This is a genomic window from Mesonia aquimarina (genome assembly GCF_003667275.1).
GTDB lineage: Bacteria > Bacteroidota > Bacteroidia > Flavobacteriales > Flavobacteriaceae > Mesonia > Mesonia aquimarina.
In genome coordinates, this window is the sequence record NZ_RCNV01000004.1 from 187,844 (window position 1) to 212,757 (window position 24,914).

Sequence of the window (24,914 nt, forward strand, 5' to 3'; positions counted from 1 at the left end):
GTAAGGAAAATTATTATTTTGATAATCAAGCCCGGCAAGTTTTACGAGGCATTATTTTTTAATTCTTTCATTATTTCAGAAAATAACTTATAAGAGTTTATACGGTCTTCGTGTTTATAAATGTGAGAAGCTACAATTACCTCATCTACTTTTGTTTCTTCTAAAAAAGCTTTTGTTTTTTCTTTAACAGTCTCTTTGCTACCAATAAAGGCATAACGTGTCATTTGCTGAATGCTTGGATGATTTGCTATTTGCAATAGGTCCGGAGTCATTTCTGTGGGTGATTGTATGTAATCTATATTTCCTGTAACTACTCCTAAAATCATTTTCAACATAGAAGTAGAAAGTACCTCAGCTTGTTCATCTGTTTCTGCCGCAATAACATTTATACCTGCAATAGTATACGGTTTATCCAAAAATTCTGATAGCTGAAAATTTTGATGATAAATTTGTAAAGCTTGGTGTAATTGCGCAGGAGCAAAATGACTTGCAAAAACATAAGGCAATCCTTTTTTTGCTGCTACATGTGCGCTATCTGTACTGGAACCCAAAATATAAATAGGAACTCCTACGCCTTCTGAAACGTAGGAACGTACTTTTTCAGAATTTTCTTTTGAAAAATATTGTTGAATTTTACTAACCTCTTCTGGAAATTGATAAACCGCTTTCATTCTATCGGAACGAATTTCGTGTGCAGTTTCTTGATCCGTTCCCGGTGCTCTTCCTAAACCTAAGTCAATTCTATTGGGGTAAAGATTTCCGAGCGTTCCAAATTGTTCTGAAACCACTAAAGGTGAATGATTGGGAAGCATTATTCCTCCAGAACCTATACGAATTTTTTTAGTTCCACCCGCAATATAACCTATTAATACAGAAGTAGCTGCGCTGGCGATACTTTTCATATTATGGTGTTCTGCCAACCAAAATCTGTTATAACCAAATTCTTCTGCTTGTTGAGCAAGGTCTAAACTTTTAGCAAAAGTTTCTGCTGGAGTAGAATTATTGGCTACTGTTGCTAATTCTAAAATTGAATATGGAATATTTTTGCTCATTATTTTTTTGTTTAGAAAAGAAAACGCAACTCCAAAGAGTTGCGTTTTTCAAATATATTATTTCAAAAGATATTGTGTATTACTTTACTTCTTCAAAATCTACATCTTCTACACCACCATCTTTATCTTTCTCTGAGTTATTGTCTGCTTCACCTTGCGCTCCAGTTGCTCCTTGTTGCGGACCACCTTGTTGCTGCGCTTCGGCTTGTGCTTTATACATTTCTTCAGAAACAGATTTCCAAGTTTCGTTTAACTTTTCTAAAGCTGGTTCTATCTTTTCTAACTCTTTAGTTTCATATGCTTTTTTCAATTCTTCTAAAGCATCTTCAACTGGTTTTTTCTTATCGTCAGAAAGTTTATCTCCAAACTCTTTTAATTGCTTTTCAGTTTGGAAGATCATAGTATCAGCCTCATTAAGCTTATCTACTTTTTCTTTCGCTTTTTTATCGGCATCAGCATTTGCTTCTGCTTCTTGCTTCATTTTCTCGATTTCCTCTTCGGTTAATCCAGAAGAAGCTTCAATACGAATATCCTGCTTTTTACCAGTTGCTTTATCTTCAGCGCTTACTTGAATAATTCCGTTTGCATCAATATCAAAAGTTACTTCAATTTGAGGCGTTCCTCTTGGCGCTGGTGGAATTCCATCTAAGTGGAATCTACCAATGGTTTTATTATCTGCTGCCATTGAACGTTCACCTTGCAATACGTGAATTTCTACAGAAGGCTGATTATCTGCTGCAGTAGAGAATGTTTGTGACTTTTTAGAAGGAATAGTTGTATTAGCTTCAATAAGTTTTGTGTTAACGCCACCCATTGTTTCAATTCCTAAAGAAAGTGGAGTTACATCTAATAGCAACACATCCTTAACATCTCCGGTTAAAACTCCACCTTGAATTCCTGCTCCAATTGCAACAACCTCATCTGGATTTACACCTTTACTTGGTTTTTTACCAAAGAATTTTTCTACTGCTTCTTGCACTGCAGGAATACGTGTAGAACCACCTACTAAAATTACTTCGTCGATATCTCCTTTTGAGATACCAGCGTCTTTCATCGCTTTTTCACACGGGGTGATTGTTCTTTTTACTAAATCTGCAATTAATTGCTCAAATTTAGATCTAGAAAGACTTCTTACTAAGTGTTTTGGTCCGCTTGAAGTTGCTGTTACGTATGGTAAATTAATTTCAGTTTGTGTTGAAGAAGACAATTCAATTTTGGCTTTTTCTGCAGCTTCTTTTAAACGTTGCAATGCCATCGGATCTTTTCTAAGATCTATATCTTCATCTTTTTGAAATTCTTCTGCTAACCAATCGATAATTTTTTCATCAACATCATCACCTCCTAAATGTGTATCTCCATCTGTAGAAAGTACTTCAAAAACGCCATCTCCTAATTCTAAGATAGAAACATCGTGCGTACCACCACCAAAATCAAATACTACAATTTTTTGGTCTTGCCCTTTTTTATCTAAACCATATGCTAAGGCGGCAGCAGTTGGTTCGTTTATAATTCTGCGTACTTTAAGTCCTGCAATTTCACCAGCTTCTTTTGTAGCTTGACGTTGCGAATCATTAAAGTAAGCGGGAACAGTAATAACTGCTTCCGATACATCTTGTCCTAAATAATCTTCTGCTGTTTTCTTCATTTTCTGAAGAATCATAGCAGATAATTCTTGTGGAGTATATAAGCGTCCATCTACATCTACCCGTGGTGTATCGTTATCTCCTTTTTTTACATTATAGGCTACTCTACTCGCTTCTCTAGAAGACTCTGAGTATTTATTCCCCATAAAACGCTTAATAGAAGAAATTGTTTTTTCTGGGTTTGTTACCGCTTGTCTTTTTGCTGGATCTCCAACTTTAATCTCTCCTCCTTCTACAAATGCAATTACAGAAGGTGTTGTACGTTTTCCTTCGGCATTAGGTATTACCGTAGGCTCGTTACCTTCCATTACAGAAACACAAGAGTTGGTTGTCCCTAAGTCTATACCAATTATTTTACTCATAGTTATGTATTTTATTTTTTTTTCTATTTTTTATTACGCTTACAAATAGTCAATCTTTATGCCAGCAGATTTTTTATGACAGGATGTCACTTCGCTCGAAAACAATTGATCAAAATGGCATTTTACGAATTAACATACACTTTTTTATGCTCATAAATTTTTCAATCTTATTTAATGAAAAGCTCAAAAATTTCTATAATATTTGTGCCTGACTATTTTGACTCATAAATTTGTGATGATATGAAGAAAATTGAATGTATTAGCGTTTTTGATATGCTGAAAATTGGCGTTGGGCCGTCGAGTTCTCACACCTTAGGTCCTTGGCGTGCAGGACAACGTTGGTTAGCTGAGTTGAAAGAAGAAAATATTTTTGATTTAATTGAAGAAGTTAAGGTAGATTTATACGGTTCTTTATCTTTAACCGGAAAGGGACACGCCAGCGACATTGCTTCTATTTTGGGTTTATGCGGTTACGATCCTGTAACAATGGATTTAGATAAGCTAGATCCTGAAATAAAGAAAATTCAGAAAGAAAAAGAGCTACTTTTAAACGGCGAAAAAAAGGTCAATTTCGATCCGCAAGAACAAGTGGTTTTTAATAAAGAGTTTTTAGATTTTCACCCTAACGGAATTACATTTACCGCGACTTTAAGTAATGGTAAAAAAGAAACCTCAACTTTTTTCTCGATCGGAGGAGGTTTTGTTGTTAAAGAAGAACGAAAAAACGCAAAAAAGAAACAGGAAATTTTTCAAGAATTTCCTTACCCTGTAGAAAAAGGTGAAGATCTTTTAACCTTATGCAAAAAACATAATAAGAAAGTTTCAGAAATTGTTCTTGAAAATGAACGTTCCTTAAGAACTGATGAAGAAATTGATAATGGCTTAAAAGCTATTTGGCAAGTGATGTTAGAATCTATGTACACTGGCTGTCATACCGAAGGAACTTTACCTGGCGGATTAAATGTAAAACGTCGTGCTTTTGAAATGCATCAAAAATTGATTGGTGATGTCACTTATTCTTCACCACAAGAATGGTTAGAAGGGATTAGAAAAACCGAAGTTAAATTTCGTCAGATTTTAAAATGGGTAAGCTGTTATGCCATTAGTGTTAATGAAGTAAATGCTTCTCTAGGTCGTGTGGTTACTGCTCCTACAAACGGTAGTTCAGGAACCGTTCCTGCGGTAATGATGTATTACATGACAATTGAAAATCACGATGCTACTTTTGAAGATCTAAAACAGTTTATGTTGGTTGCCGGAGAAATAGGAAGTTTGTTTAAAAAAGGAGCTACAATTTCTGCTGCAATGGGAGGTTGCCAAGCTGAAATTGGCGTATCTTCCGCAATGGCTGCAGGCGCATTAACAGAGCTTATGGGCGGAACTCCTGAACAAGTTTTAATGGCAAGTGAAATTGCAATGGAACATCATTTAGGCTTAACTTGCGACCCAATTGCCGGCTTGGTTCAAGTTCCTTGTATAGAGCGAAATGCAATGGGTGCAATTAAAGCGATAAACGCTGCCGAAATTGCTTTAGACAGTGATGCTAGTAAAGCAAAAGTACCCTTAGATAAAGTTATTGAAACTATGTGGGATACTGCTAAAGATATGAATTCTAAATATAAAGAAACTTCTAAAGGTGGCTTAGCAGTAAAAGTAAATTTAAGCGACTGTTAGACTTATAAAGTTATAAAAAAAACAGGCTGAAAATATTATAATTTTTCAGCCTGTTTTTTTCTGTAAATTTAGCGCTTATTGAACACTATCTTTATCCTCTAAAATGTCATCTAACTGATCAAAAGCACTCATATTTACATCTATATCTCCTTCTCCAGCAGATTTCATTAGTTTCATGATTGCTCCGGGATTCATATCATCTCCTAAAATTCTAGCCACAGCAAAACCTTTTTCATTATGAACTCCATATAAAATAAATTCGTCTATAGCGTCTTCTTCTCCTAAGTACATTAATCTCACCCCCTTTGCTACAGAACCCATTCTAAAAAGTAGTTTGTATTTTTTCTGAGTGAAAATCTGATCTACATTCTCTTTTTCCTTTTCAAAAATTTCTTGGTTATCACCGCTAATTGGAAATGCTAGTACATTGGCTTTCTCTATACTTTTTAGTGCTGTTTGTTGCTCTTCAGATAAAGTTGAATTGCTACCTAAAAAAAGACTTGCCGGTACATCTATTACTATAAAATTAGCATCGTTTTGCTTCTCTACATAATATTTTTGTAAAGATGGTTCTGTGTTGCACGCAATTGCTGCAAAAGCTAGCAAGCACATTAATAATATTTTTTGTATACTTTTCATCCTTTTTACTATTTTTCTTCTATTTTCTTTAATTCTTCTGCACCCGGAACTTTTAAATCTTGTGCTAGTTTAGAGATCTCCTTTAGATTGATATTTCCGGTAATTGAAAGGGCTACAGTTATTGGTTCTCCTTCTTCTTCTCCTTTAAATAACATTACCAATTGTTTTACAAAAGCCGGTTTGCTGCCCGGTTTAGAATAAAAACGAACATTTTTATTTTCATCTTTAAAACGCATCAATTCTTCTAACGCATTGCTGGTAATGTAAGTATTTACGTCATTTTCCATTTGTTTGCCAATACTAATATTATTGGTAGAAATTACTTTAATGTCTTCTAAACTTTCTATCAACTTTATGTATTGCTGAACTTCAGCATCATCACTTTCTACGTCTATTTCTGCTAAAAGTTTAAACATATTGCTCGTCATAACCATTGCATTTACTTCCTTCATATTTTCATACTTCTGAAAGTTTTGCGCTTTACTTAAAAAGGGTATGGTTACTAGCAGACTAAAAATTATTAACTTTCTCATAGTTTTATTTATTTCTGATTATTTGATTTTTTGTTGTTTCAAATTCTTTTAAATATTTCAATTGATTTTTACCATCATTCATTACATTGGTCATCATGTACAGTAAATCTTGTGTGTTTTTCATCGCTAATTCATGATTTACTTTTCTTGTATTATTATGTTCTTCTTTTTGTTGACTAAAAAAATAAACTGAACAAACTAGCACAATACTCGCCGCAATACTTAACCATTGAAATGATATTTTTTTGGTTTTATTAATTTTTGGCTTTTCTATATATTTTATCTCTTGCTCTTTTTCAAAAAAGGTAAACAGAGGTTTAAATTCTTCAAAAGCTGGATCTATTGCTGAGGAAGTAAAATACTCTCGTAATTTTTTTTCTTCAGCAAGACTTGTTTCGCCTTCTAAATATTTATCTAATAATTCTTTTATTTTAGACCGTTCCATAGCGGTGTTTTTTTAAAATTTCTTTTCGTATTTTTTTTCTAGCTCTAGACAGAGAAACTCTAATTGCAGTTTCCTTCATTCCGGTAGTTTCTGAAATTTCCGTATATTCGAGTTGCTCTACATCTCTTAATTGAATTAAAATCTGTTCTTGTTCACTCAAACTTTTTAATATTTCAGAAACATGATTCAATTCATCTTTCGCTTCTATTTGTTTTTGAAGCGAGGTTTTTTCATCTTCATAATTATTATGTACAATTCGTAAATTGTTATTCTTCTTTAATTTTAACTGATCTAAACAGTGATTTTTAGTAACCGTCATTGCAAAAGCTTCAGGACTATTATAATTTTTTAGTGTACTTTTTTTATTCCATAATTTCACAAAAACCTCTTGCGTAGCGTCTTCTGCTGCTTCTTTTGAAACCAGCAAACGTAACGACAACCGATACATTTTATCTTTTATGGGTTCTAAAAACGCTAAAAACTCTTGCTGGTTCATTTTGTGCTTGGTTTCATCTTGATGACGATTCAACTTAAATTTTGTTACAATATATTTTTAAATTACAATATTGTCTTTACTTTTAATGTTTTATATAAAAATTCATTTATGAAATTTACTCGGGCCTTTTTTCTTTTGCTAAGTTTTAGTTTTTTATGCACTGCTTGTTTTGAAGATCAAGACGATGTACGCGTAGCTGCATCTACTGCAGAAATTCAAGATTTTATTTACCGTGGACTAGATTTTACTTACCTCTATAAAAGTGATGTTCCACAATTAGCTGAAGATGCTTTTGCTGATGAAAATGCGTACACCAATTTTTTACAATCTTACGCAACGCCAGAAGCACTTTTTGATGAACTTATTTTTCAAGAAGAAGACCGATTTAGTTTTTTAATTGAAGATTACCGCGTGTTAGAAGAAGCCTTAAACGGCATTAGCTTAAACAATGGAATGGAGTTCGGCTTGGTACAATTACAGGAAAACGGACAAATTTTCGGCTATGTTCGTTATGTAATTCCAAATTCATCTGCAGACCAACAAGGCGTTAAACGTGGCATGCTATTTAATCGTGTTGATGGAACTACCTTTACCGAAAATAATTTTAATGATTTATTATCGCCAAATTCTTATACCATCGGTTTAGCCAGTTTTGACGGCGAAAACCTTAATGATTTACCCGAGACAATTACACTAACAAAGCAAGAACTTACAGAAAATCCGGTTTATATTGCCAAAACACTTGATGTTGAAAGTCAACAAATAGGTTATTTAATGTACAATGGCTTTACACGAACTTTTGATGATGATTTAAATGCTGCTTTTGCAGATTTTAAAGCACAAGGAATTTCTGATTTAGTAGTCGATTTACGCTATAACAGTGGCGGAAGCATAGAAACCAGTAATGATTTAGCGAGTATGATAACCGGGCAATTTCAAGGTGATTTATTTTCGACACAAGTCTATAACGAAAATTTTGAAGACGAAGAACTTCTTTTTAATACTGAAGTTTCTTCCGGTGGAAGTATAAATAGCCTTAATTTAAATCGTGTGTATGTTTTAACAACAAGCTCTACGGCTTCTGCAAGCGAATTATTGATTAGTTCCCTACGTCCGTATATTGAGGTTATTCAAATTGGCGATGTTACTACCGGAAAATTTCAAGGGTCTACCACATTATATGATTCGCCAGATTTCTCTAGAAATAATGTAAATATTGGTCATCGTTATGCTATGCAACCACTAATTTTAAAATCGGTTAATGCAAATGGTTTTACGGATTATGTTGATGGACTTACGCCTACAATTCAGCAGAAAGAAGACTTCTTTAATTTAGGAGAACTCGGCGATCCACAAGAGCCTCTTTTACAAACTGCAATAAATACTATTATTGGTGGCGGCAGACCTTTTTATTCTTCCTCTTCTGTAAGAGAGTTTTCTGAATTAGGAAATAGCGATATGAGCTCTCCTATTTATCAACGTATGTATGTGGATTTTAAAGTACAAGAGTAAAATTAAGCTGTTCTATTTGTAAAATATTTAACTACTAACAGTTTATAATAAAATTATACTTTTGTTTTTATATAATTAGTTGTACGCAATACACATGATATGACCCGAAAAGAAGCAAAATTAGCGGATAAGTTACTTCTAGAACTTGTTAAAAAAGAAAACAAAGATCGACTTAGTTGGGTTAATATTCATAATTTAAATTTTAGTGAAGCAGATACAAAAAAATTAATACAACTCACCTATTTGATTAGAAGAGAACAGAATGAGTTGCCAGATAAGCTAATTACCGGAAGTAATGTATCGTTAAGACCTAACGAACCTCATATTAATGATTTTAAGGCTTCTGGCGGTTTTTATAGAATATATAAGCAACGAAAAAAACAAAGATTGGTTGAAATTCTTAAAATATCTATAGCTATAATTACTTTGGCTATATTAACCTATTCAACTTTTATTAAAAACTCACAAACTGAAAAAAAAATAAAATCAGAATCGATAGAGTCTTTAAATCAAAATCAAATTAAAAATGAAACTCCTTCTAATATTAAGAATACTGTAAATATAAAAAACAATTAAAAAGTACAGCTGCCAAAAATATAAAACCAAAAAATGAAAAAAATACATCTTTCTTTCCTATTAATCATTTTAAACTTTTTTTTTATAAACGCTCAAGAAAAGGATAATATAAAAAATACTCAGTTCGGCTTTAAAGGAGGGATTAACATTTCCACCATAAGCGGATTACCAAGTAACAATTTCTACACTTTAAAAACATATAATGGATTTTATGGTGGATTTTTATTGCAAATAGACCTAAATAATTATTTTTCTATACAACCAGAAATATATTACTCTCAACAAGGATTTGAACTGAGAAACAACGATTCTAGTAGAATAATATACAGAGTAGATTATCTTCAATTACCTGTACTACTAAAAGCTTATATAATTGGTGGTCTAAATGTACAATTAGGACCACAATTAGGATTAAAGCTAAGCGAAGAAATTAATGGAACTAAACAAAGTATATTTTCAGAAAAAGATAAATATTTTGAAAAGACGGATATAGGATTTATTTTCGGTCTAGAATATAATTTTGATAAGACATTTTTATTAAATGTTCGTTACATACCAAGTATCACAGAAATTCAAGAAGGTACAGAAATTAGAAACTCTGTATTTCAAATTGGAGTAGGATTTTTATTTTGAAATAATTTTTAAAAAAATCAATAAACAATATAGAACCATTACGGCAATATTAATCTCAAGTACTTTATTCAGCGCAGGACACTTAGATTATTCTTTTTATTAAACAGTATTTTTTATTGGTGTGATATTAAGAAGTACTGTTGTAAAAAGCAAGTAAAACTCATTAATTTTTGACTAAAGTACTTCTATGAGAATCATCATAAGACAAACGATTTACCACCAACAGAGTTAAAAAACTGAAATAAAAAAACAATTCTAAACTTAAACATTTCAACTAATAAAAAATCCCACTTAAAAAAGTGGGATTTCAGATCAATTCAAATAAATGAATAATAGCTCACATTATTCATTAAAGTAAAACCCATTTGGAGCTATACCAACCTCTTGAGTTTTTATTAAATTACCTTCTATATCGTAGATTTTCACAAAACTGTCAGAAGCAAAATCGCCACCATCAGCAACAAAAATCCGGTTATTCTCTACTTCAAAACCATACATAACTCCATAAGCTGAAGAAGTTTCATAAGAAAACAAAGCTTCATTTGGTGCGTTTGTTTCACCTAAAGCAAATTTATATACAGAATTTTCTACCGTAAAATAAACTTGATCATCTTCAATATTTAAATTATTAGCTAAAAGCGGTTCCTCTGCTGTTCCGTAAGCTAACTCCATTTCATTAAGCAAATTGGTATTGCTTAAGTTAAAAGTTTGCAATTTTGTTCCTGTTAAAGCGTAAAGGTTTCCGTTTTCAATTTCAAAAGAATTTAAGCCATCTGCGGTGCTAATAACATTTTCAATCTGCATAGAAGCCATATTCATTACTGTAACAGATCCGCCAGAACCATAATTAGAATTTTGAATATATAATTTTCCATTTTCTTCTTCAATATTGGCAACATAATCGCCAACGGTAACGGTATTTTCAACCTCGTAAGATTGTAAATCAATTACAGCTACATAATCATCTTCACCAGAATCAAAGCTAGCTAAGTTGGTAACATAAGCTTTTCCATTTTCAGCAACTCCATAATAAGGAACATCTAAACCGCTGTCAATTCTTGCCACCAACTCAAATGTATCACGATTTACAACCGTAATTAAATTAGATCCGTTGGAAATAATAAACGCTAAATCGTCTTCAAAGAAAATAGATTGTGCATAAGCGCCTATATCTTCTCCATTATTATTTTGTTGAAAGATAGCCTGTTCAACTGTTTCTAAATCCTCACTAAGGTAGGTTACTGTTCCTACTCCACCTTCATTTAGCACAAAAATTCCTTGAGCATATTTTCCTTCTTCTTCGCCTGGTTCTTCAGGGTTTTCTGGATTTTCCGGATTCTCAGAATCTTCCGGTGGCGTAAAAGCATCATCATCACTACAAGAAACTAAAAAGAATACGCTGCAAAAAATAAGAGCTAAAAATCGTGTTGTTTTTTTCATAATAAATTAAAAATTAAGGGTTATATAAATTGAATAATTAATACCGGGCATTTGCCGGTTTTCTACGTTTTGGTAAGGAGCATTAAAAAGATTGCGGATTTTTGTACCGAGCGTAAAATCTCTTTTTTTACCAAAGTGATAACCAAAACCTAGGTTCGAAAGCAAATACGTATCTAAATTATGGGCAGAATCATTATCAGTTCTGGTAAAAACTTCTCCATTATATAAAAATTGATATTCTAAAAACCAGTTTTTATATCCATAATAAAGTGAAGCCGTCGCCTTGTGAAACGGAACATAAATCAGTTGATTTCCGGTTGCTTTATTTTCTGAAATAGTATAAGCATAAGTTCCATTAACTTGAAGTTGATGTTGTTGCCAATTCTTTTTCCAATTCAGTAAGAACTCGGCGCCATAGGTTTCTACTTCATCTACATTTTCAGGTTGCCAAAATCCATTATTGGTTGGAAGCCAGCGAATCATATTTTCAATAGAATTATAATAAGCGGTTAAACTGAATGTAAAACTGTTGAAAGAAAATTTATTTCCAATTTCAAATTGCTGCGCTTCTTCGGCAGCTAAACTTGGATTTCCACCGGTTGACCAATACAAATCGTTAAACGTGGGAATTCTGAAGTTTTTTGATATTTTTGCCTGAAGTAAATAAAATTCTGTTGCTTGAAAATCTGCAGCAACCGCATATAAAAATGGACTTTCATAAGCTGCAGTTACTTCCTTCCTAAAAGAAATTTCATACTGAAGTTTCTCTAGAGCTTGATGTTTAAACAATAGTGAAGCCGAAGAAATTTCCCGGTTTTTTTCAGTAATATTACTTCCTACACCTTTTGTATTATTGTATGATAAAATTCCGTTAAGCTGCATGACAGAAGAAATATCATAATTCAAATCATATTTTGCGATCCACGTTTTTGCCTTGCTCGATGAAAAATTATCTCGCTTTATATTTTGGAAGTATTTATATTCTTCTTCTAAATAAGCAATTTTTGCTAGCGAAGTAAATTTACCAAAACCAATTTCCCATTCCAGTAAATTTCTGCTATTAACATCATCGTATTTTGTTCTATTTTCCGAAGGTCTAATCAAAGAAAAATGCCGCTCACTCTCGTAAAACTGACTATAAAATCGAATAATATTTGCTGAAGAAAACCGATAACCAACCGCAGTATTTAAACTGGTGTTGTAAAATTCTCCATTTAAATTTTTACCGTCATTTTCAGGATAATCGTAATCATTATCAGATTGATTTCGCGTCACCGAAATTTGCGTACTCCATTTTTTACTTGAAATATTTAAACGATAGCGCGCATCCAAAGTATTGAAACTTCCATAACTCAAATGGACTTGATTTTCAACTTTTTCATTAAAAGCAAGTGTATTGTTCAAATGAACCGTACCGCCAATTGCACCGGTTCCGTAAACAATACTTCCACCACCGGGACGCACGCTAATTTCATTAAAACTTCCTGCATTTATTGTATTAAAATCGGTTTGGCCGTTAAATTGTGAATTTATATTTATTCCATTCCAAATTACCGCAGTTTGTTGGGCAGTTGTGCCGCGAAAGCTTGGCGAAGAAACCATTCCCAAACCATTTTCTTTAAAATAAATGGGCGTATTATAATTTAAAACCGAGCTTAACGAAGGCTGATTGTAATTCAGCAAAGAATCTGAAATGGTGGTTAATTGCTGACCGGTAGAAAAATCGGCTAACTTTTTATCAGTTAATACAACTGTTTGCAATTCGGTTATAGAATCCGATTGCGAAAATAAGGGCAAAATCGCGCCAAAAAATAATATAAGTGCTAAAAAATGTTTCATAAACCGAAGACCTTTTACCCGAAAGTCTTTGCGTTAAAATTTATAAAACTGGCAGGTCTCCTGGCTTGCGTCTTTTGGCGATCCTTCCCGTCTAAAAAGACAGTGGAATGAAGTTTACCAAAAGCATTTCTTAACGAAACAAAGCTTACAGTTGCGGGAACAGCTTAGGATTTTTACACCTAATTCCCTTTTAATAAACAGTCTTTTACAAATACTGTTTAACCAATTTGCTTGCAAAAGTAAACATTTTGTTGTCTTTGCGCATCAGAAAATGAAATAATCTTACTTTTGTGGCATAAAATCTTTCAGCGTGAAAAAAATAATCATACTTTTTAGTTGCATTTTTATAGTAGCTTGTAATCAAAAAAACAAGCATGAAAAATCTGTTTCAACTGCTGAAGGAAAAAAAACGTCCATTAATTATGCTGAAGGTTTTACCATTACAGATTTTGGCGATTATAAAATCATAAACGTTCCGAGTCCGTGGCCAAAAGCCGAAAAAAAATTCACTTATCTTTTAGCTGAAAAAAATGCTGAAATCCCTGATGATGTAAACTACGATCAAAAAGTAACTATTCCGGTTCAAAAAATTGTCGTTACTTCTACTACGCATATTCCTTCCTTAGAAAGTTTAGGTGTAGAAAATACCTTAGTTGGTTTTCCGAACCTCGATTATATTTCTTCTGAAAAAACCCGAAAATTAATTACTGAAGGAGAAATTCAAGAACTCGGCGAAAATGAATCGATTAATACCGAAGTTTTACTGAATTTACAACCCGATGTAGTCATTGGTTTTGCGGTAGAAAGCGGAAATAAAACCTTTCAAACCATCAATAAAAGTGGAATTCCTGTGATTTATAATAGCGATTGGACCGAAGCAGATCCGTTAGGAAAAGCTGAATGGATTAAATTTTTTGGAGCCTTCTACGGAAAAGAAAAACTAGCCGATAAAATTTTCGAGGAAATTGAAAATGAATATAATTCAGCGAAAAAACTAGCCGAAAAAGCGCAAAAAAAACCGAGTGTTTTAAGCGGCGCGATGTATAAAGATGTTTGGTATTTACCGCACGGAAAATCTTGGCAAGCACAATTTATAGCAGATGCAAACGCAAGTTATTTGTACAAAAAAACCGATGGAAACGGGAGTTTATCACTCGCTTTTGAAAGTGTCTTGGTAAAAGCGAAACAAGCCGATTATTGGATTGCGCCCGGCGCTTTCACCTCTTATGAAGCGATGAAAAACGCAAGCGAACATTATGCTAAATTTGATGCTTTTCAACAGAAAAAAATTTATTCGTATGCCGGTGTAACAGGAGAAACTGGCGGGGTTTTATTTTATGAATTAGCACCTAACCGACCTGATTTAGTGCTGAAAGATCTCATTAAAATTTTTCATCCGGAATTATTAGAAAATTACCAACCTACTTTTTTTAAACCGCTCGATTAATTTGAAAAAAGTCGCTACATATCTTTTACTCGGAATTATTTTACTTCTCATAGCTTTACTTATTAATGTAAGTTTGGGTTCGGTTTCCATTCCGTTAAAAGATGTAATAAAATCTTTTTTTAATCAGGAAGTTTCAAACGATACTTGGCGATATATCATTTTAGAATATCGGTTACCAAAAGCATTTACAGCAATTTTAGTAGGTTCGGGTTTAGCGCTCAGCGGACTTCTTATGCAAACGCTTTTTAGAAATCCGTTAGCCGGACCTTACGTGTTAGGCTTAAGTAGCGGCGCAAGTTTAGGCGTTGCGTTGGTTATTATGGGCAGCAGTTTTTTTGGCGGAATCGCCGCAGGATTATTCCTTTCAAAGTGGACCTTAGTGATTGCATCGAGTCTAGGAAGTTTTTTGGTTCTACTCGCCGTTTTAGGAACTTCATTTAAAATAAAAGATACTATGGCTTTACTGATAATCGGGTTAATGTTTGCTAGCTTAACTTCAGCAGTAGTAAGTGTTTTGTCTTATTTTAGTCCGTCGCAACAATTACAACAATACATTTTTTGGTCATTCGGAAGTTTAGGGAATTTATCGTGGACAGAACTTAGCCTTTTATTCCTTTTTTGGTGCTGCGGAATTTTACTCAGCATTTTTTGTATTAAAAATTTAAACGCCCTTTTATTAGGAGAAAAATATGCAAAAAGTTTAGGAACCAATTTAAAACAAAATCGGTTTTTTGTGATTTTAGCTACCAGTTTACTCGCCGGAAGTATAACTGCTTTTGCCGGACCAATCGCTTTTATCGGCTTGGCAGTTCCGCATTTAGTTCGGCAAATTATTCCGAAAAATAATCACTTATTTTTGATGCCTTCTGTTTTAACTGGTGGAGCAATTTTAATGCTTTTTTGTGATAGTATTTCGCAAATTCCGGGTAGTGAACTTACGTTACCAATTAATGCGATCACGTCAATTATTGGCGCGCCGGTCGTAATTTGGTTGTTGGTGAGAAAAAAGAAATTGATTTTTTAGATGAAAAATTCAGCTTCACATACAAAATTATCAACCAAAAATTTATGTATTGGTTATGCTGATAAAACAGTTGCCAGCGGAATTAATCTGAATATAAAATCGGGAGAATTAATCGCGGTAATTGGTACAAACGGTTCAGGAAAATCGACACTTTTAAAAACAATTATTGGTGAATTAGAAGCAAAATCTGGGGAAGTTTTCTTAGAAAATGAGAAAATTCAGCAATTTTCAGCAAAAAGCATCGCCGAAAAAATCAGTATCGTTTTAACCGAAACACATTTCTCTAAAAATTTATCGGTAGAAGAATTGGTCGCACTCGGCAGACATCCGTATACAAATTGGTTAGGAATTTTGACGGAGGATGATAAAAAAGCGATTAAAAACGCCTTAGCATTAATCGATCTTACCGATAAAGCCAAACGAAAATGCAGCAGTTTAAGTGACGGACAATTACAAAAAGTAATGCTCGCGCGAGCCTTGGCGCAGGATACTTCGCTAATTATTTTAGACGAACCCACAACGCATCTCGATTTATATCATAAAGTTTTTGTTTTAAAATTATTGAAGCAATTAACTAAAGAAACGCAAAAAGCTATTGTTTTTGCTTCGCACGAAATTAATCTTGCGCTTCAATTATGTGATCAAATTATTTTGGTGAATAAAGGTGAAGTGATTCAAGAAACGCCGGAAAAGTTGATTGAAGATGGACATTTAGAAAAACTCTTTCCTAAAAATTTAATTCAGTTTGATGCTGAAACCAAGAACTTTAAAGTGGTTTAATTCAACTGAATTTCCTTTAACATTAATCGAATAAATTTCAGTCGAATATTTTCCGTAAATTTGAGAAAAACTAACGCATGACCGAATATATTGTTTTTGCTATTGTGGCAATCATTATGTTGATTATCGGCTTTTTTGCCGGAAAAAATGTTTCTAAACTCAAACAAGAAGCGGCTTCTAAAGAAACCGAAAACCAGCTGTCTACTTTACGACTTCAGCTGGAAAATACCGAGCAAAAATTGGCAGAAGAAAAACAAGAACAACGGGATCAATTAGAAAAAACCGAAAAAGATTTTCAACAACAACTGGAAAAAATCAGATTAGAACGCGAAGAAATCAGAAATGAAAAAGAGCGTTTTAAAAATGAACTCACCCGAAAAAATGTGGAGTTTGATAATCTTCAGCAAAAAAATGAAGAGCAAAAAGCAGAAGTAGAAAAGCTACAAGAAAAATTCACCAAAGAATTTGAAAATTTAGCCAATAAAATTCTCGATCAAAAATCTGAAAAATTCACCCTTCAAAATAAAGAAAATATTCAGAATATCTTAAATCCGCTTCAAGAAAAAATAAAAGGATTTGAAGAAAAAGTAGATAAAAGTTCGCATGATTCTATTAAACGTCACGCAGAATTAGGGAAGCAATTACAACATTTAAACGAACAAAATTTAAAAATTAGCGAAGAAGCCACAAATTTAACTAAAGCCTTAAAAGGCGACACCAAAATGCAAGGGAATTGGGGTGAAATGGTTTTAGAGCGCGTATTAGAACGCAGCGGATTGCAAAAAGACAGCGAATATTTTGTGCAGCAAAGTTTTACCACCGATGAAGGAAAACGCGTAATGCCCGATGTGGTGATTGAATTGCCGGGCGATAAAAAAATGATAATTGACTCAAAAGTTTCGCTTAATGCTTATGAGCGCTACATTAATGAAACGGACGAAAGTCAGAAACCGCTTCATTTAAAAAATCATTTAATATCGGTTAGAAAACGAGTAGATGAATTGAGCCAGAAAAATTATCATCAACTCTATCAAATGGAAAGTCCGGATTTTGTTCTGCTTTTCATTCCCATTGAAGCCGCTTTTGCGATTGCTTCTAACGAATATCCGCAATTATATAGCGATGCTTTCGAGAAAAATATCATTATTGTTACACCTACTACATTACTGGCGGTTTTAAAAACCATCGACAGTATGTGGCAAAATGAAAAACAAAAGCAAAATGCGATAGAAATTGCAACCCAAGCCGGCGCTTTATACGATAGTTTTACTAACTTAACCGAAGAATTATTAAAAGTCGGGCGGCAAATCGGGACGGTACAAAATAGTTATGAATCGGCGATGAAAAAACTTACCGGAAAAGGAAATTTAATTCGCCGTGTAGAAAAACTGAAAAAATTAGGTGCAAAAGCTAGTAAACAAATCGATCAGAAATTAATGGCACGAGCTGTTGATAATGATGACGAAGATGAATAAACTATTATGAAAAAAATACTTACTTATATTCTCGTAGCCATTGTAGTTATTGCTACCATTTACTACAGTTTTCTTTATTTTGTTCCGTATAGCGAAGGAACGCGCGCGGGAGAACTTATAAAATTTAGTAATAAAGGTGTAATTGTAAAAACTTGGGAAGGACAAATTAGCCAAGGAATTAGCGGTGCACAGATTTTTAGTTTTTCGGTATTAGATAAAAATGAAGAAGTAATCGAAAAATTGAAAAAGCATCAGGGTGAATACGTAAAACTAACTTATATTGAGCGCTACGGAACTTTTATTTTCTGGGGCGATACCAAATATTTCATTACAAATGTAGAACTCGCGCAATCGCCTCATTTTAGAAGATAATTTAAAATTGAAGAACAAAAATTTTTATGGAAAAACCTTTTAAGCACGTAGAAGAATCGCAGGTTGTGATTTCAGAATTAATGCTTCCCTCCCATTCCAATTTTAACGGAAAAATTCACGGTGGTTACATTCTTTCATTATTAGATCAAATTGCGTTTGCTTGTGCTTCAAAACATAGTGGCGATTATTGTGTAACGGCAAGTGTTGATACCGTTAACTTTTTACGACCGATTGAAATTGGTGAATTAGTTACGATGAAAGCTTCGGTAAATTATGTAGGAAATACCTCAATGGTTATTGGTATTCGCGTTGAAGCTGAAAACATACAAACCGGAAAGAAAAAGCACTGCAACTCTTCATATATTACAATGGTTGCTAAAACAAAAGAAGGAAAATCTGTAAAAATTCCAGGATTAATTCTTACTAACGATCATCACGTACGTCGCTTTTTAAAAAGTATGAAACGTATTGAAATGAAGAAAAACAGAACCGAAGAATATAAAGAATTGCAGTTTTCAACTGAAAAATATTATGAAGAATTAGAAGGTAAAAGAGTTCAGTTAAAGCTAAAATAGATTAACAAGCGTTAAACTATTAATAAACCTATCATAAATTGAATAAAAAAAATTGCTTTAATAAAGAAAAACAAGTTTATTGATACAACCAAAAAATTATATTTTATGAAAATTAAATTACTTATTGTCGGACTTATTTTTGCAATGGCTAGCTGTTCTCCAAGAATCGTGAATACTTGGAATATCGATAAATATAAAGTTACCAACGATAAAGGAAAAAGCATGACTTCTGAAAATATTGGAACTATTACTTTTAAAAAGAACGGGAAAGGAGAGAAAAGCTTGAATTACAATTTATTTCAGAATGATTATTCTGACACCTCACCTTTTGAATGGAATATGTACGATGATTATATTGTGTTGAAAACTTCAAACAAAGAGAAAGATTCTGATTTAAATAAAACGTGGATCATTGTTGAAGATAGTTCTAAAAAACAAGTTTGGAAATCTACCGATGGAAAAAACATGGTTCAAGTTATTGAACTTAGTAGATAACATATATAAACATTATACAAAGCTCCCAAAAATGGGAGCTTTTTTTATAAATAAAATCCGTAAGAAGCGAAAATAATAATCAGTAGAATCCAACCAGTTATCAGGCATAACCCTCCAAGTGGAGTTACAGGACCTAAAATTTTTAATTTTTTACCTTTACTCAAAGTAATACACAACCCATAAATACTAAAAGAGAAAAGAAAAATCCCTACAATAAAAAAAATTGCTGTCACGTGTTCTATAGTATTTACCATTGGAAGCGCTAAACCAAGAATCACCAATAAAATTGCGTGATACATTTGATATTTTACGCCAGTTTCATAACTAGCCAATTGCTCTTTTGTAAATTTCTCTTTTAATGCATGTGCGCCAAATGCTCCAAGAAGCACAGCTAACATTCCATAAAGAGCGCCAAAAACTAATACTATTTCTTTCATTTTTTTTCTTTAAAAAGTTTAATCAGTTGAAAAGATTGCATTAGGTGATACAAGCCTGGTAAAATTAAAAAGCCTCCAATAATTAAAGCAATTCCAAGCGAATTGATTACGGAGTCTGAAGCAACATCATTTAAAATACTAATTTCATTTGTGCTTGTAATAATAATATGAGGAAAATGAGCCAACATAGCAGCAGCAACAATTAAAAAAACTTGCACTGCAGCTAAGATACGTGACCATCTTTTTTCTCGTTTTTTTATCATTATCCATAACGGAATTAACACCAGTGCTGAAATAATTATTCCTATTATTGAAATTTTGTTTTCAATAAAATCTGCTACAAAAGCAATATCATTAAAATAACCATATAAAATAATCACAAGACCTAGTAACACTAAAATTATAGTAGTGTAACTTGCTTTTTTCTTGTAGGCATTTTTTTCATCTTCTTCTCCTGCTTCACCTATTAAAAAATTTGCTGCAATAAAAGAGCATAAAGCTACATAAAACAACCCAATTAAAATAGAAAATGGATTAAACCAACTATCCACATAAATTTCTTTAAAACCTAAAGAAGAGTTTTCTTCATATAAATTGATACTCCCTCCTACTAGCCCACCGAAAATCATTCCCAAAAAAAGCGGAGAAAAAAAACTTCCTAGTTTAAATAAGTGATTATACCAATTTTGCGACTTTCCTTTAATAGCATCGTAGTGTCTAAAAATAAATGCAACCCCACGCATTGTAATTCCTAACAACATTAAAGTAATAGGAATATGCAAGTAAACCACAAAAATATTGTAATACGCCGGGAAAGCGATCCATAGAATTACAATAAGAATGATGATCCAAATATGATTGGCTTCCCAAATTGGACCCATTACCCGATAAATTGTTTTCTTGGTGAGCTCTTGATTTTTCCGTGAAGAAAATAATTCAATTATTCCTGCACCAAAATCAGCTCCAGCTAAAAGAACGTATAAAAAAAGTGAGAAAAATAAGAAAAACAAAACTACTGTTAACATTCTTCTTTGGTTTGATTAAGTACTCTAATTTGCCGCCACATAAGCCAACTTACAACAAAGGTTAGTAATAAGTAAATACCAACGTACATTAATAGACTATAAAATATTCCCGGCATTGGTGTTACTGCATCTTTGGTTTTCATCACATTATAGATAATCCAGGGTTGTCTACCAACTTCCGTAACAATCCAGCCAGCTTCTAAGGCAACAAATCCCAATGGAGCGAGTAATACAAAAAACAACCAGTATTTTTTTGAATTTTGCCAGTTTCTAAATTTTAAACTCAAAAAATATAAAACTCCAGCTAAGGCTAATAAAGTGCCAAGCGCTACCATTAATTGAAACGCATAATGAACAATAGCTACCGGCGGTTGTTCGTCTTTTGGAAAATCATTAAGTCCTTTTACTTCAGCATCAAAATCTCCAAATGCTAAAAAAGAAAGTGCTTTTGGAATTTCAATTTTATAATTCACCTCTTGATGTTCTTCATCTACAATTCCGCCAATATAAAGCGGAGCCCCTTTTTCTGTTTCATAATGTGCTTCTAAAGCTGCCAGTTTTGCGGGTTGTCTTTCTGCAATATCTTTTGCGGAAATATCTCCGCTAATTGGTTGTAAAATTGCAGCAACTGCAGCAATACTTATTGAAATATTAAATGCTTTTTGATGTAATTCTTTTCGTTTTCCTTTATAAATCTGAAAAGCATGAATTCCCGCTACCGCAAATCCTGTTGCCACAAAAGCAGCTAATGTCATATGTAAAGCTTGCGTAAACCAAGCTTCATTTAACATAGCTTCCATTGGCTGAATGTTTGAAAACACACCATTTTCATAATCAAAGCCTGAAGGAGAATTCATCCAGCCGTTAGCGGCAACTACTAAAATTCCTGAAGCTACGCCTGAAATCCCAATAATTACACCAGTAAACCAATGAAATTTTTCGGGTAGTTTTTTCCATCCGTACAAATAAAAACCTAGCGCAATAGCTTCAACAAAGAAAGCAGCCCCTTCTAATGAAAATGGCATTCCAATTATTGGTCCCGCATGTTTCATAAACTCAGGCCATAATAAACCTAGTTCAAATGAAAGTGCTGTTCCTGAAACTGCTCCGGTCACAAAGAATATAGCTACACCACGTTGCCATGCCTTTGTTAATTCTAAATAAATTTTTTTACGAGTTTTTAGCCATTTAAAATGAGAGATTACCATAAAAAATGGCATAACCATTCCTATACAGGCAAATACAATGTGAAAGATTAAGGTTAGTGCCATTTGAAGTCTTGCGGCTTCCAAATTTTCCATAAGCTTTTATTAAATTGGCTCTTACAAATATAAATAATCATTCAAGGATTTTTATGGGTAATTCATGAAGATTATTGTTAGATTTATACTTTAACTTTTTATAAGGTAAGCCCTGAAAACACGATATTGATATTGATATTTATCAACTTAAAAAGCGATAAAACAAATTATCGTTTTTTTAGACGATATTTTTATTTATCGTATTTTTTAACGATATTTGAATATGATGATAAGTATTTTAACCGGAGATATTATAAATTCACGTGCTGCAAAAGCGCCAAAAGATTATCTTAAAATTTTACGAAAGACGCTTTCTTTGCTAGGAAAAGAAAACGAGCGGTGGGAAATTTTTAGAGGTGATAGTTTTCAACTAGAAATTGAAGATGCTGAAACTGCTTTTTGGAAAAGTCTTTATATAAAGGCTGCCTTAAAAAGTATAAAAGGACTTGATGTTCGTATTGCAATTGGCGTAGGCGAAAAAAGTTATCGTGCTAAAAGCATTTCAGAATCAAGTGGATCTGCTTTTATACGTTCCGGAGAGATGTTTGAATTACTTAAAAAAGAAAAAACAAATTTGCTCATTCATTGTGGCAACAAACAACTTAACCGAGAAATAAATGTAAGTTTTAAACTTGCTCTTATTGCTATGGATAATTGGACTCAAAATTCTGCTGAAGTTGTAAAATTAAGTATAGAATATCCAGATTTTAATCAACAAGAATTAGGCGAAAAAATTGGAATAAAACAAAATACAGTAAGCGAAAGACAAAAAAGAGCATTCTTAGAAGAATTAAAAGAATTTGATCTTATTTTTAGAGAGAAAATAAAAAAACTATGATTATACTAATCAAACTTATTCTAGCACATTTAATAGGCGATTTTTTATTACAACCTTATACATGGGTTCAAGAAAAAGAGGCTAAAAAATTTGCTTCACCAAAGTTGTATTTACACATTTTTATTCATCTTTTACTTAATTTTTTAGTGCTTTGGGATTTTTCTCTGTGGTATATTCCACTTATAATAGCCGGAACACATCTAATAATTGATGGATTGAAATTAAGCTTACAAACTGCAAAATCAAAAAGACTATTCTTTTTTATTGATCAGTTATTTCATTTTACCGTAATTTTTTTAGTGTATTTTTTCTGTATTAATTCAACTATAGATTTTAAATTTCCGCCACAATTATTACTGATTATTACAGGAGCGTTTTTTTTAACCACGCCGACATCGGTTATAATTAAAATGATAATTTCTGTTTATAAACCCCAAACGGAAATTGAAAAAGACGAATCGCTTGATAATGCCGGAAAATATATCGGGATTTTAGAGCGATTACTTGTTTTCGTTTTTATTATAAGTAATCATTGGGAAGGTGTTGGTTTTTTAATTGCTGCTAAATCAATTTTCAGGTTTAGCGATTTAACAGCCTCGAAAGACCGTAAACTTACCGAATATATTTTAATAGGAACTCTCCTTAGTTTTGGTATCGCTATTCTTAGTGCAATTTTATGCAATTCTCTAATGTTTGTCTTTTAGGTCTTTAATAAAAAATATAGTACCGATTAAGTTACTCACTATATTACTTCCACTAGCTAATAAAGTTAGTTTTCTAATCTAAATGAAAAAAGTTGACACAAATTCGACTTATTTGTGAAGCTTTCCGAAAAAGCTGAGAAAAAGCGTACTCAGCGCGATTACAATTTAGGCTTTAAATTAGCCGTTGTATCTCAAGTAGAAAAGGGCGAAATGACTTACAAGCAAGCTCAAAAAGCTTATGGTATTCAAGGTAGGAGCACTGTTTTGGTTTGGTTACGAAAACACGGTACCTTAGACTGGAACAAACCTAAGACGAGATTTACCTGTAACAAAATGAAAGAAACACCTGCTCAAAAGATCAAGAGGCTTGAAAAAGAGTTGTCAGATGGGAAGCTCAAGAATAAGATTCTCAATACGATGATCGATATCACAGATCAGCATTACGGCACTTCTATCCGAAAAAAGCATTCGCCCAATCAATCCAACGAATCCAGCAAGAACACCGACTGAGCCTGTCACGTTGTTGCAGATTGTTTGGGATAAGCAGACAGGCTATCTATCAAGCAGAAAAGCGAGCAAAGATAAGGGCTAATGAACTTGCCCTGATCAAACCGCTGATTTTAAAAGTACGCCGGCAAATGCCAAGACTAGGTACTCGTAAGTTGTATTATTTGCTCAAAGTTGAATTTGAAAAGATGGGGATTAAAATAGGCAGAGATACGCTGTTTGATTACCTGAGGTCCGAATCAATACTGATAAAACCAAGAAAGAATTACACAAAAACAACTGATTCTAAAAATTAGTTAAAAAAGTACCCTAACCTAATGAACAATGTTGTACCCGTAAGACCAGAGCAGTATTTTGTAAGTGACATTACTTATATCAAAAGTAGAAAAAGGACTCATTATCTTTCCTTGGTGACTGACGCTTTTAGTAGAAAAATAATGGGCTACCATCTAAGTGATGATATGAGTGCAGAAAATGTAGTTAAAGCAATGAAAATGGCTAATAAAAGTAGAACTACCTCTCACCAAATAATACATCATTCCGATAGAGGTTTGCAGTACTGCTCGGCTATTTATCAGGCAGAACTGAAGCGCTCTAATACGATACCCTCGATGACCGACGGGTATGACTGTTATCAAAATGCCTTAGCAGAACGAATAAATGGAATATTAAAGGAAGAATTTTTATTTAATAAATGTAACACGGGTAAAGAACTCAAAGTTCTTATCAAAGAATCAATAAAAACCTATAATAATATAAGACCACATTTAAACCTTAAATATAAAACACCTAATTTTATACATAACAAAAAATCCCTCGAAGCTAGCTTCGAGGGATTGATTTAAACCTTTAAAAACTGTCAACCTATTTTAGGACGACTCAAGATATTTTCTCTATAGGTTTATCTTTTATCGTTTCAAAGTGAAGTTTGCTTTAAACTTTCTTGGTTGCAAACTACCATCGGGCAGGGTTTCCATATACTCTACTCTAAACCAATAGTCATTAGACGATACCGGATTACCATTATAGGTTCCATCCCATCCCGGACCACTCGGACTTAACTGTTTAAGCAGCTTTCCATAGCGATCAA

At 33.0% G+C, this 24,914-nt stretch carries 25 protein-coding genes, 1 pseudogene and 1 riboswitch; of the genes and pseudogenes, 14 read left to right on the top strand and 12 right to left on the bottom strand.

Translation table 11 applies throughout. The features are described 5' to 3' along the window. Positions 1-41 precede the first annotated feature (41 nt). Together D9R05_RS07945 and dnaK are read right to left on the bottom strand one after the other, a co-directional pair. Positions 42-1,055, bottom strand: coding sequence for an LLM class flavin-dependent oxidoreductase (locus D9R05_RS07945; protein ID WP_205589279.1), 1,014 nt, complete (start codon positions 1,053-1,055; stop codon positions 42-44). A gap of 76 nt (positions 1,056-1,131) precedes the next feature. Then, positions 1,132-3,057 (bottom strand): molecular chaperone DnaK, encoded by a 1,926-nt coding sequence (gene dnaK, locus D9R05_RS07950; protein ID WP_121666690.1) that lies wholly within the window; start codon positions 3,055-3,057, stop codon positions 1,132-1,134. A gap of 240 nt (positions 3,058-3,297) precedes the next feature. On the opposite strand from dnaK, the gene D9R05_RS07955 reads away from it, so the two are divergent. Beyond that, positions 3,298-4,731, top strand: a complete 1,434-nt coding sequence (locus tag D9R05_RS07955; protein ID WP_121666691.1) for an L-serine ammonia-lyase — start codon at positions 3,298-3,300, stop codon at positions 4,729-4,731. Between the two features lie 75 nt (positions 4,732-4,806). On the opposite strand, the gene D9R05_RS07960 is transcribed toward D9R05_RS07955, so the two are convergent. Genes D9R05_RS07960 through D9R05_RS07975 form a run of 4 tightly spaced genes read right to left on the bottom strand, consistent with a single transcriptional unit; the run spans position 4,807 to position 6,844 of the window. Then, on the bottom strand, positions 4,807-5,370 hold the full coding sequence (locus D9R05_RS07960; RefSeq protein ID WP_121666692.1) for a DUF4252 domain-containing protein: 564 nt from the start codon (positions 5,368-5,370) through the stop codon (positions 4,807-4,809). 8 nt (positions 5,371-5,378) lie between these two features. Then, positions 5,379-5,903 (bottom strand): DUF4252 domain-containing protein, encoded by a 525-nt coding sequence (locus D9R05_RS07965; protein ID WP_121666693.1) that lies wholly within the window; start codon positions 5,901-5,903, stop codon positions 5,379-5,381. A 4-nt stretch (positions 5,904-5,907) separates the two neighbouring features. Continuing rightward, on the bottom strand, positions 5,908-6,348 hold the full coding sequence (locus D9R05_RS07970; RefSeq protein WP_121666694.1) for a hypothetical protein: 441 nt from the start codon (positions 6,346-6,348) through the stop codon (positions 5,908-5,910). Next, positions 6,335-6,844: an RNA polymerase sigma factor gene (locus D9R05_RS07975; RefSeq protein ID WP_121666716.1), complete on the bottom strand. Its 510-nt coding sequence runs from the start codon at positions 6,842-6,844 to the stop codon at positions 6,335-6,337. Before D9R05_RS07975 ends, D9R05_RS07970 begins: the two co-directional genes overlap by 14 nt. A gap of 108 nt (positions 6,845-6,952) precedes the next feature. Between D9R05_RS07975 and D9R05_RS07980 the strand changes: the two genes are divergently transcribed. From D9R05_RS07980 to D9R05_RS07990, 3 genes are all read left to right on the top strand, one after another. After that, a complete protein-coding gene (locus D9R05_RS07980; protein WP_121666695.1) occupies positions 6,953-8,356 on the top strand; it encodes a S41 family peptidase in 1,404 nt (467 codons plus the stop codon). Between the two features lie 99 nt (positions 8,357-8,455). Beyond that, positions 8,456-8,932 carry a hypothetical protein gene (locus D9R05_RS07985; protein WP_121666696.1) on the top strand — a complete coding sequence of 159 codons (477 nt, stop codon included), beginning with the start codon at positions 8,456-8,458 and terminating at the stop codon, positions 8,930-8,932. Positions 8,933-8,965: 33 nt separating this feature from the next. Next, positions 8,966-9,565: a porin family protein gene (locus D9R05_RS07990; protein WP_121666697.1), complete on the top strand. Its 600-nt coding sequence runs from the start codon at positions 8,966-8,968 to the stop codon at positions 9,563-9,565. A 342-nt stretch (positions 9,566-9,907) separates the two neighbouring features. On the opposite strand, the gene D9R05_RS07995 is transcribed toward D9R05_RS07990, so the two are convergent. Both D9R05_RS07995 and D9R05_RS08000 read right to left on the bottom strand, forming a co-directional pair. Continuing rightward, the gene (locus tag D9R05_RS07995) at positions 9,908-11,005 is read right to left on the bottom strand and encodes a YncE family protein (RefSeq protein WP_121666698.1); all 1,098 of its coding nucleotides are present in this window, start codon (positions 11,003-11,005) and stop codon (positions 9,908-9,910) included. Positions 11,006-11,011: 6 nt separating this feature from the next. Next, on the bottom strand, positions 11,012-12,844 hold the full coding sequence (locus D9R05_RS08000; protein ID WP_121666699.1) for a TonB-dependent receptor plug domain-containing protein: 1,833 nt from the start codon (positions 12,842-12,844) through the stop codon (positions 11,012-11,014). Between the two features lie 33 nt (positions 12,845-12,877). Then, a riboswitch (cobalamin riboswitch) is annotated at positions 12,878-13,086 on the bottom strand. Between the two features lie 68 nt (positions 13,087-13,154). Here D9R05_RS08000 and D9R05_RS08005 point away from each other — a divergent pair. From D9R05_RS08005 to D9R05_RS08035, 7 genes are all read left to right on the top strand, one after another. Next, positions 13,155-14,291, top strand: coding sequence for an ABC transporter substrate-binding protein (locus D9R05_RS08005; protein ID WP_121666700.1), 1,137 nt, complete (start codon positions 13,155-13,157; stop codon positions 14,289-14,291). Between the two features lies 1 nt (position 14,292). After that, on the top strand, positions 14,293-15,315 hold the full coding sequence (locus D9R05_RS08010) for a FecCD family ABC transporter permease (protein ID WP_121666701.1): 1,023 nt from the start codon (positions 14,293-14,295) through the stop codon (positions 15,313-15,315). Continuing rightward, a complete protein-coding gene (locus D9R05_RS08015; RefSeq protein ID WP_121666702.1) occupies positions 15,316-16,095 on the top strand; it encodes an ABC transporter ATP-binding protein in 780 nt (259 codons plus the stop codon). Positions 16,096-16,172: 77 nt separating this feature from the next. After that, a complete protein-coding gene (rmuC, locus tag D9R05_RS08020; RefSeq protein ID WP_121666703.1) occupies positions 16,173-17,570 on the top strand; it encodes a DNA recombination protein RmuC in 1,398 nt (465 codons plus the stop codon). A 6-nt stretch (positions 17,571-17,576) separates the two neighbouring features. Beyond that, positions 17,577-17,942, top strand: a complete 366-nt coding sequence (locus D9R05_RS08025; RefSeq protein ID WP_121666704.1) for a 6-phosphogluconate dehydrogenase — start codon at positions 17,577-17,579, stop codon at positions 17,940-17,942. Positions 17,943-17,968: 26 nt separating this feature from the next. Beyond that, positions 17,969-18,517 carry an acyl-CoA thioesterase gene (locus D9R05_RS08030; protein WP_121666705.1) on the top strand — a complete coding sequence of 183 codons (549 nt, stop codon included), beginning with the start codon at positions 17,969-17,971 and terminating at the stop codon, positions 18,515-18,517. 105 nt (positions 18,518-18,622) lie between these two features. Then, the gene (locus tag D9R05_RS08035) at positions 18,623-19,012 is read left to right on the top strand and encodes a hypothetical protein (RefSeq protein ID WP_121666706.1); all 390 of its coding nucleotides are present in this window, start codon (positions 18,623-18,625) and stop codon (positions 19,010-19,012) included. A 44-nt stretch (positions 19,013-19,056) separates the two neighbouring features. On the opposite strand, the gene D9R05_RS08040 is transcribed toward D9R05_RS08035, so the two are convergent. Genes D9R05_RS08040 through D9R05_RS08050 form a run of 3 tightly spaced genes read right to left on the bottom strand, consistent with a single transcriptional unit; the run spans position 19,057 to position 21,775 of the window. Then, positions 19,057-19,449 carry a DUF423 domain-containing protein gene (locus D9R05_RS08040; protein ID WP_121666707.1) on the bottom strand — a complete coding sequence of 131 codons (393 nt, stop codon included), beginning with the start codon at positions 19,447-19,449 and terminating at the stop codon, positions 19,057-19,059. Then, on the bottom strand, positions 19,446-20,474 hold the full coding sequence (locus D9R05_RS08045; RefSeq protein WP_121666708.1) for a cytochrome d ubiquinol oxidase subunit II: 1,029 nt from the start codon (positions 20,472-20,474) through the stop codon (positions 19,446-19,448). The genes D9R05_RS08040 and D9R05_RS08045 overlap by 4 nt, the downstream gene beginning before the upstream one ends. Beyond that, entirely contained in the window at positions 20,468-21,775 is a 1,308-nt protein-coding gene (locus tag D9R05_RS08050; protein ID WP_121666709.1) for a cytochrome ubiquinol oxidase subunit I, read from the bottom strand. Before D9R05_RS08050 ends, D9R05_RS08045 begins: the two co-directional genes overlap by 7 nt. Before the next feature lie 223 nt (positions 21,776-21,998). Here D9R05_RS08050 and D9R05_RS08055 point away from each other — a divergent pair, with 223 nt between their 5' ends. The 3 genes and pseudogenes from D9R05_RS08055 to D9R05_RS08065 all read left to right on the top strand — a co-directional run bounded on the left by D9R05_RS08055 (position 21,999) and on the right by D9R05_RS08065 (position 24,669). Next, entirely contained in the window at positions 21,999-22,613 is a 615-nt protein-coding gene (locus tag D9R05_RS08055; RefSeq protein WP_240463001.1) for a SatD family protein, read from the top strand. After that, positions 22,610-23,317, top strand: coding sequence for a DUF3307 domain-containing protein (locus D9R05_RS08060; RefSeq protein WP_121666710.1), 708 nt, complete (start codon positions 22,610-22,612; stop codon positions 23,315-23,317). Before D9R05_RS08055 ends, D9R05_RS08060 begins: the two co-directional genes overlap by 4 nt. A 114-nt stretch (positions 23,318-23,431) precedes the next feature. Further along, positions 23,432-24,669: pseudogene (locus tag D9R05_RS08065) on the top strand (IS3 family transposase). A gap of 63 nt (positions 24,670-24,732) precedes the next feature. Here the strand turns inward: D9R05_RS08065 and D9R05_RS08070 are convergent. Continuing rightward, on the bottom strand, positions 24,733-24,914 hold a 182-nt coding region (locus D9R05_RS08070; RefSeq protein WP_162984925.1), incomplete at its 5' end, for a T9SS type B sorting domain-containing protein.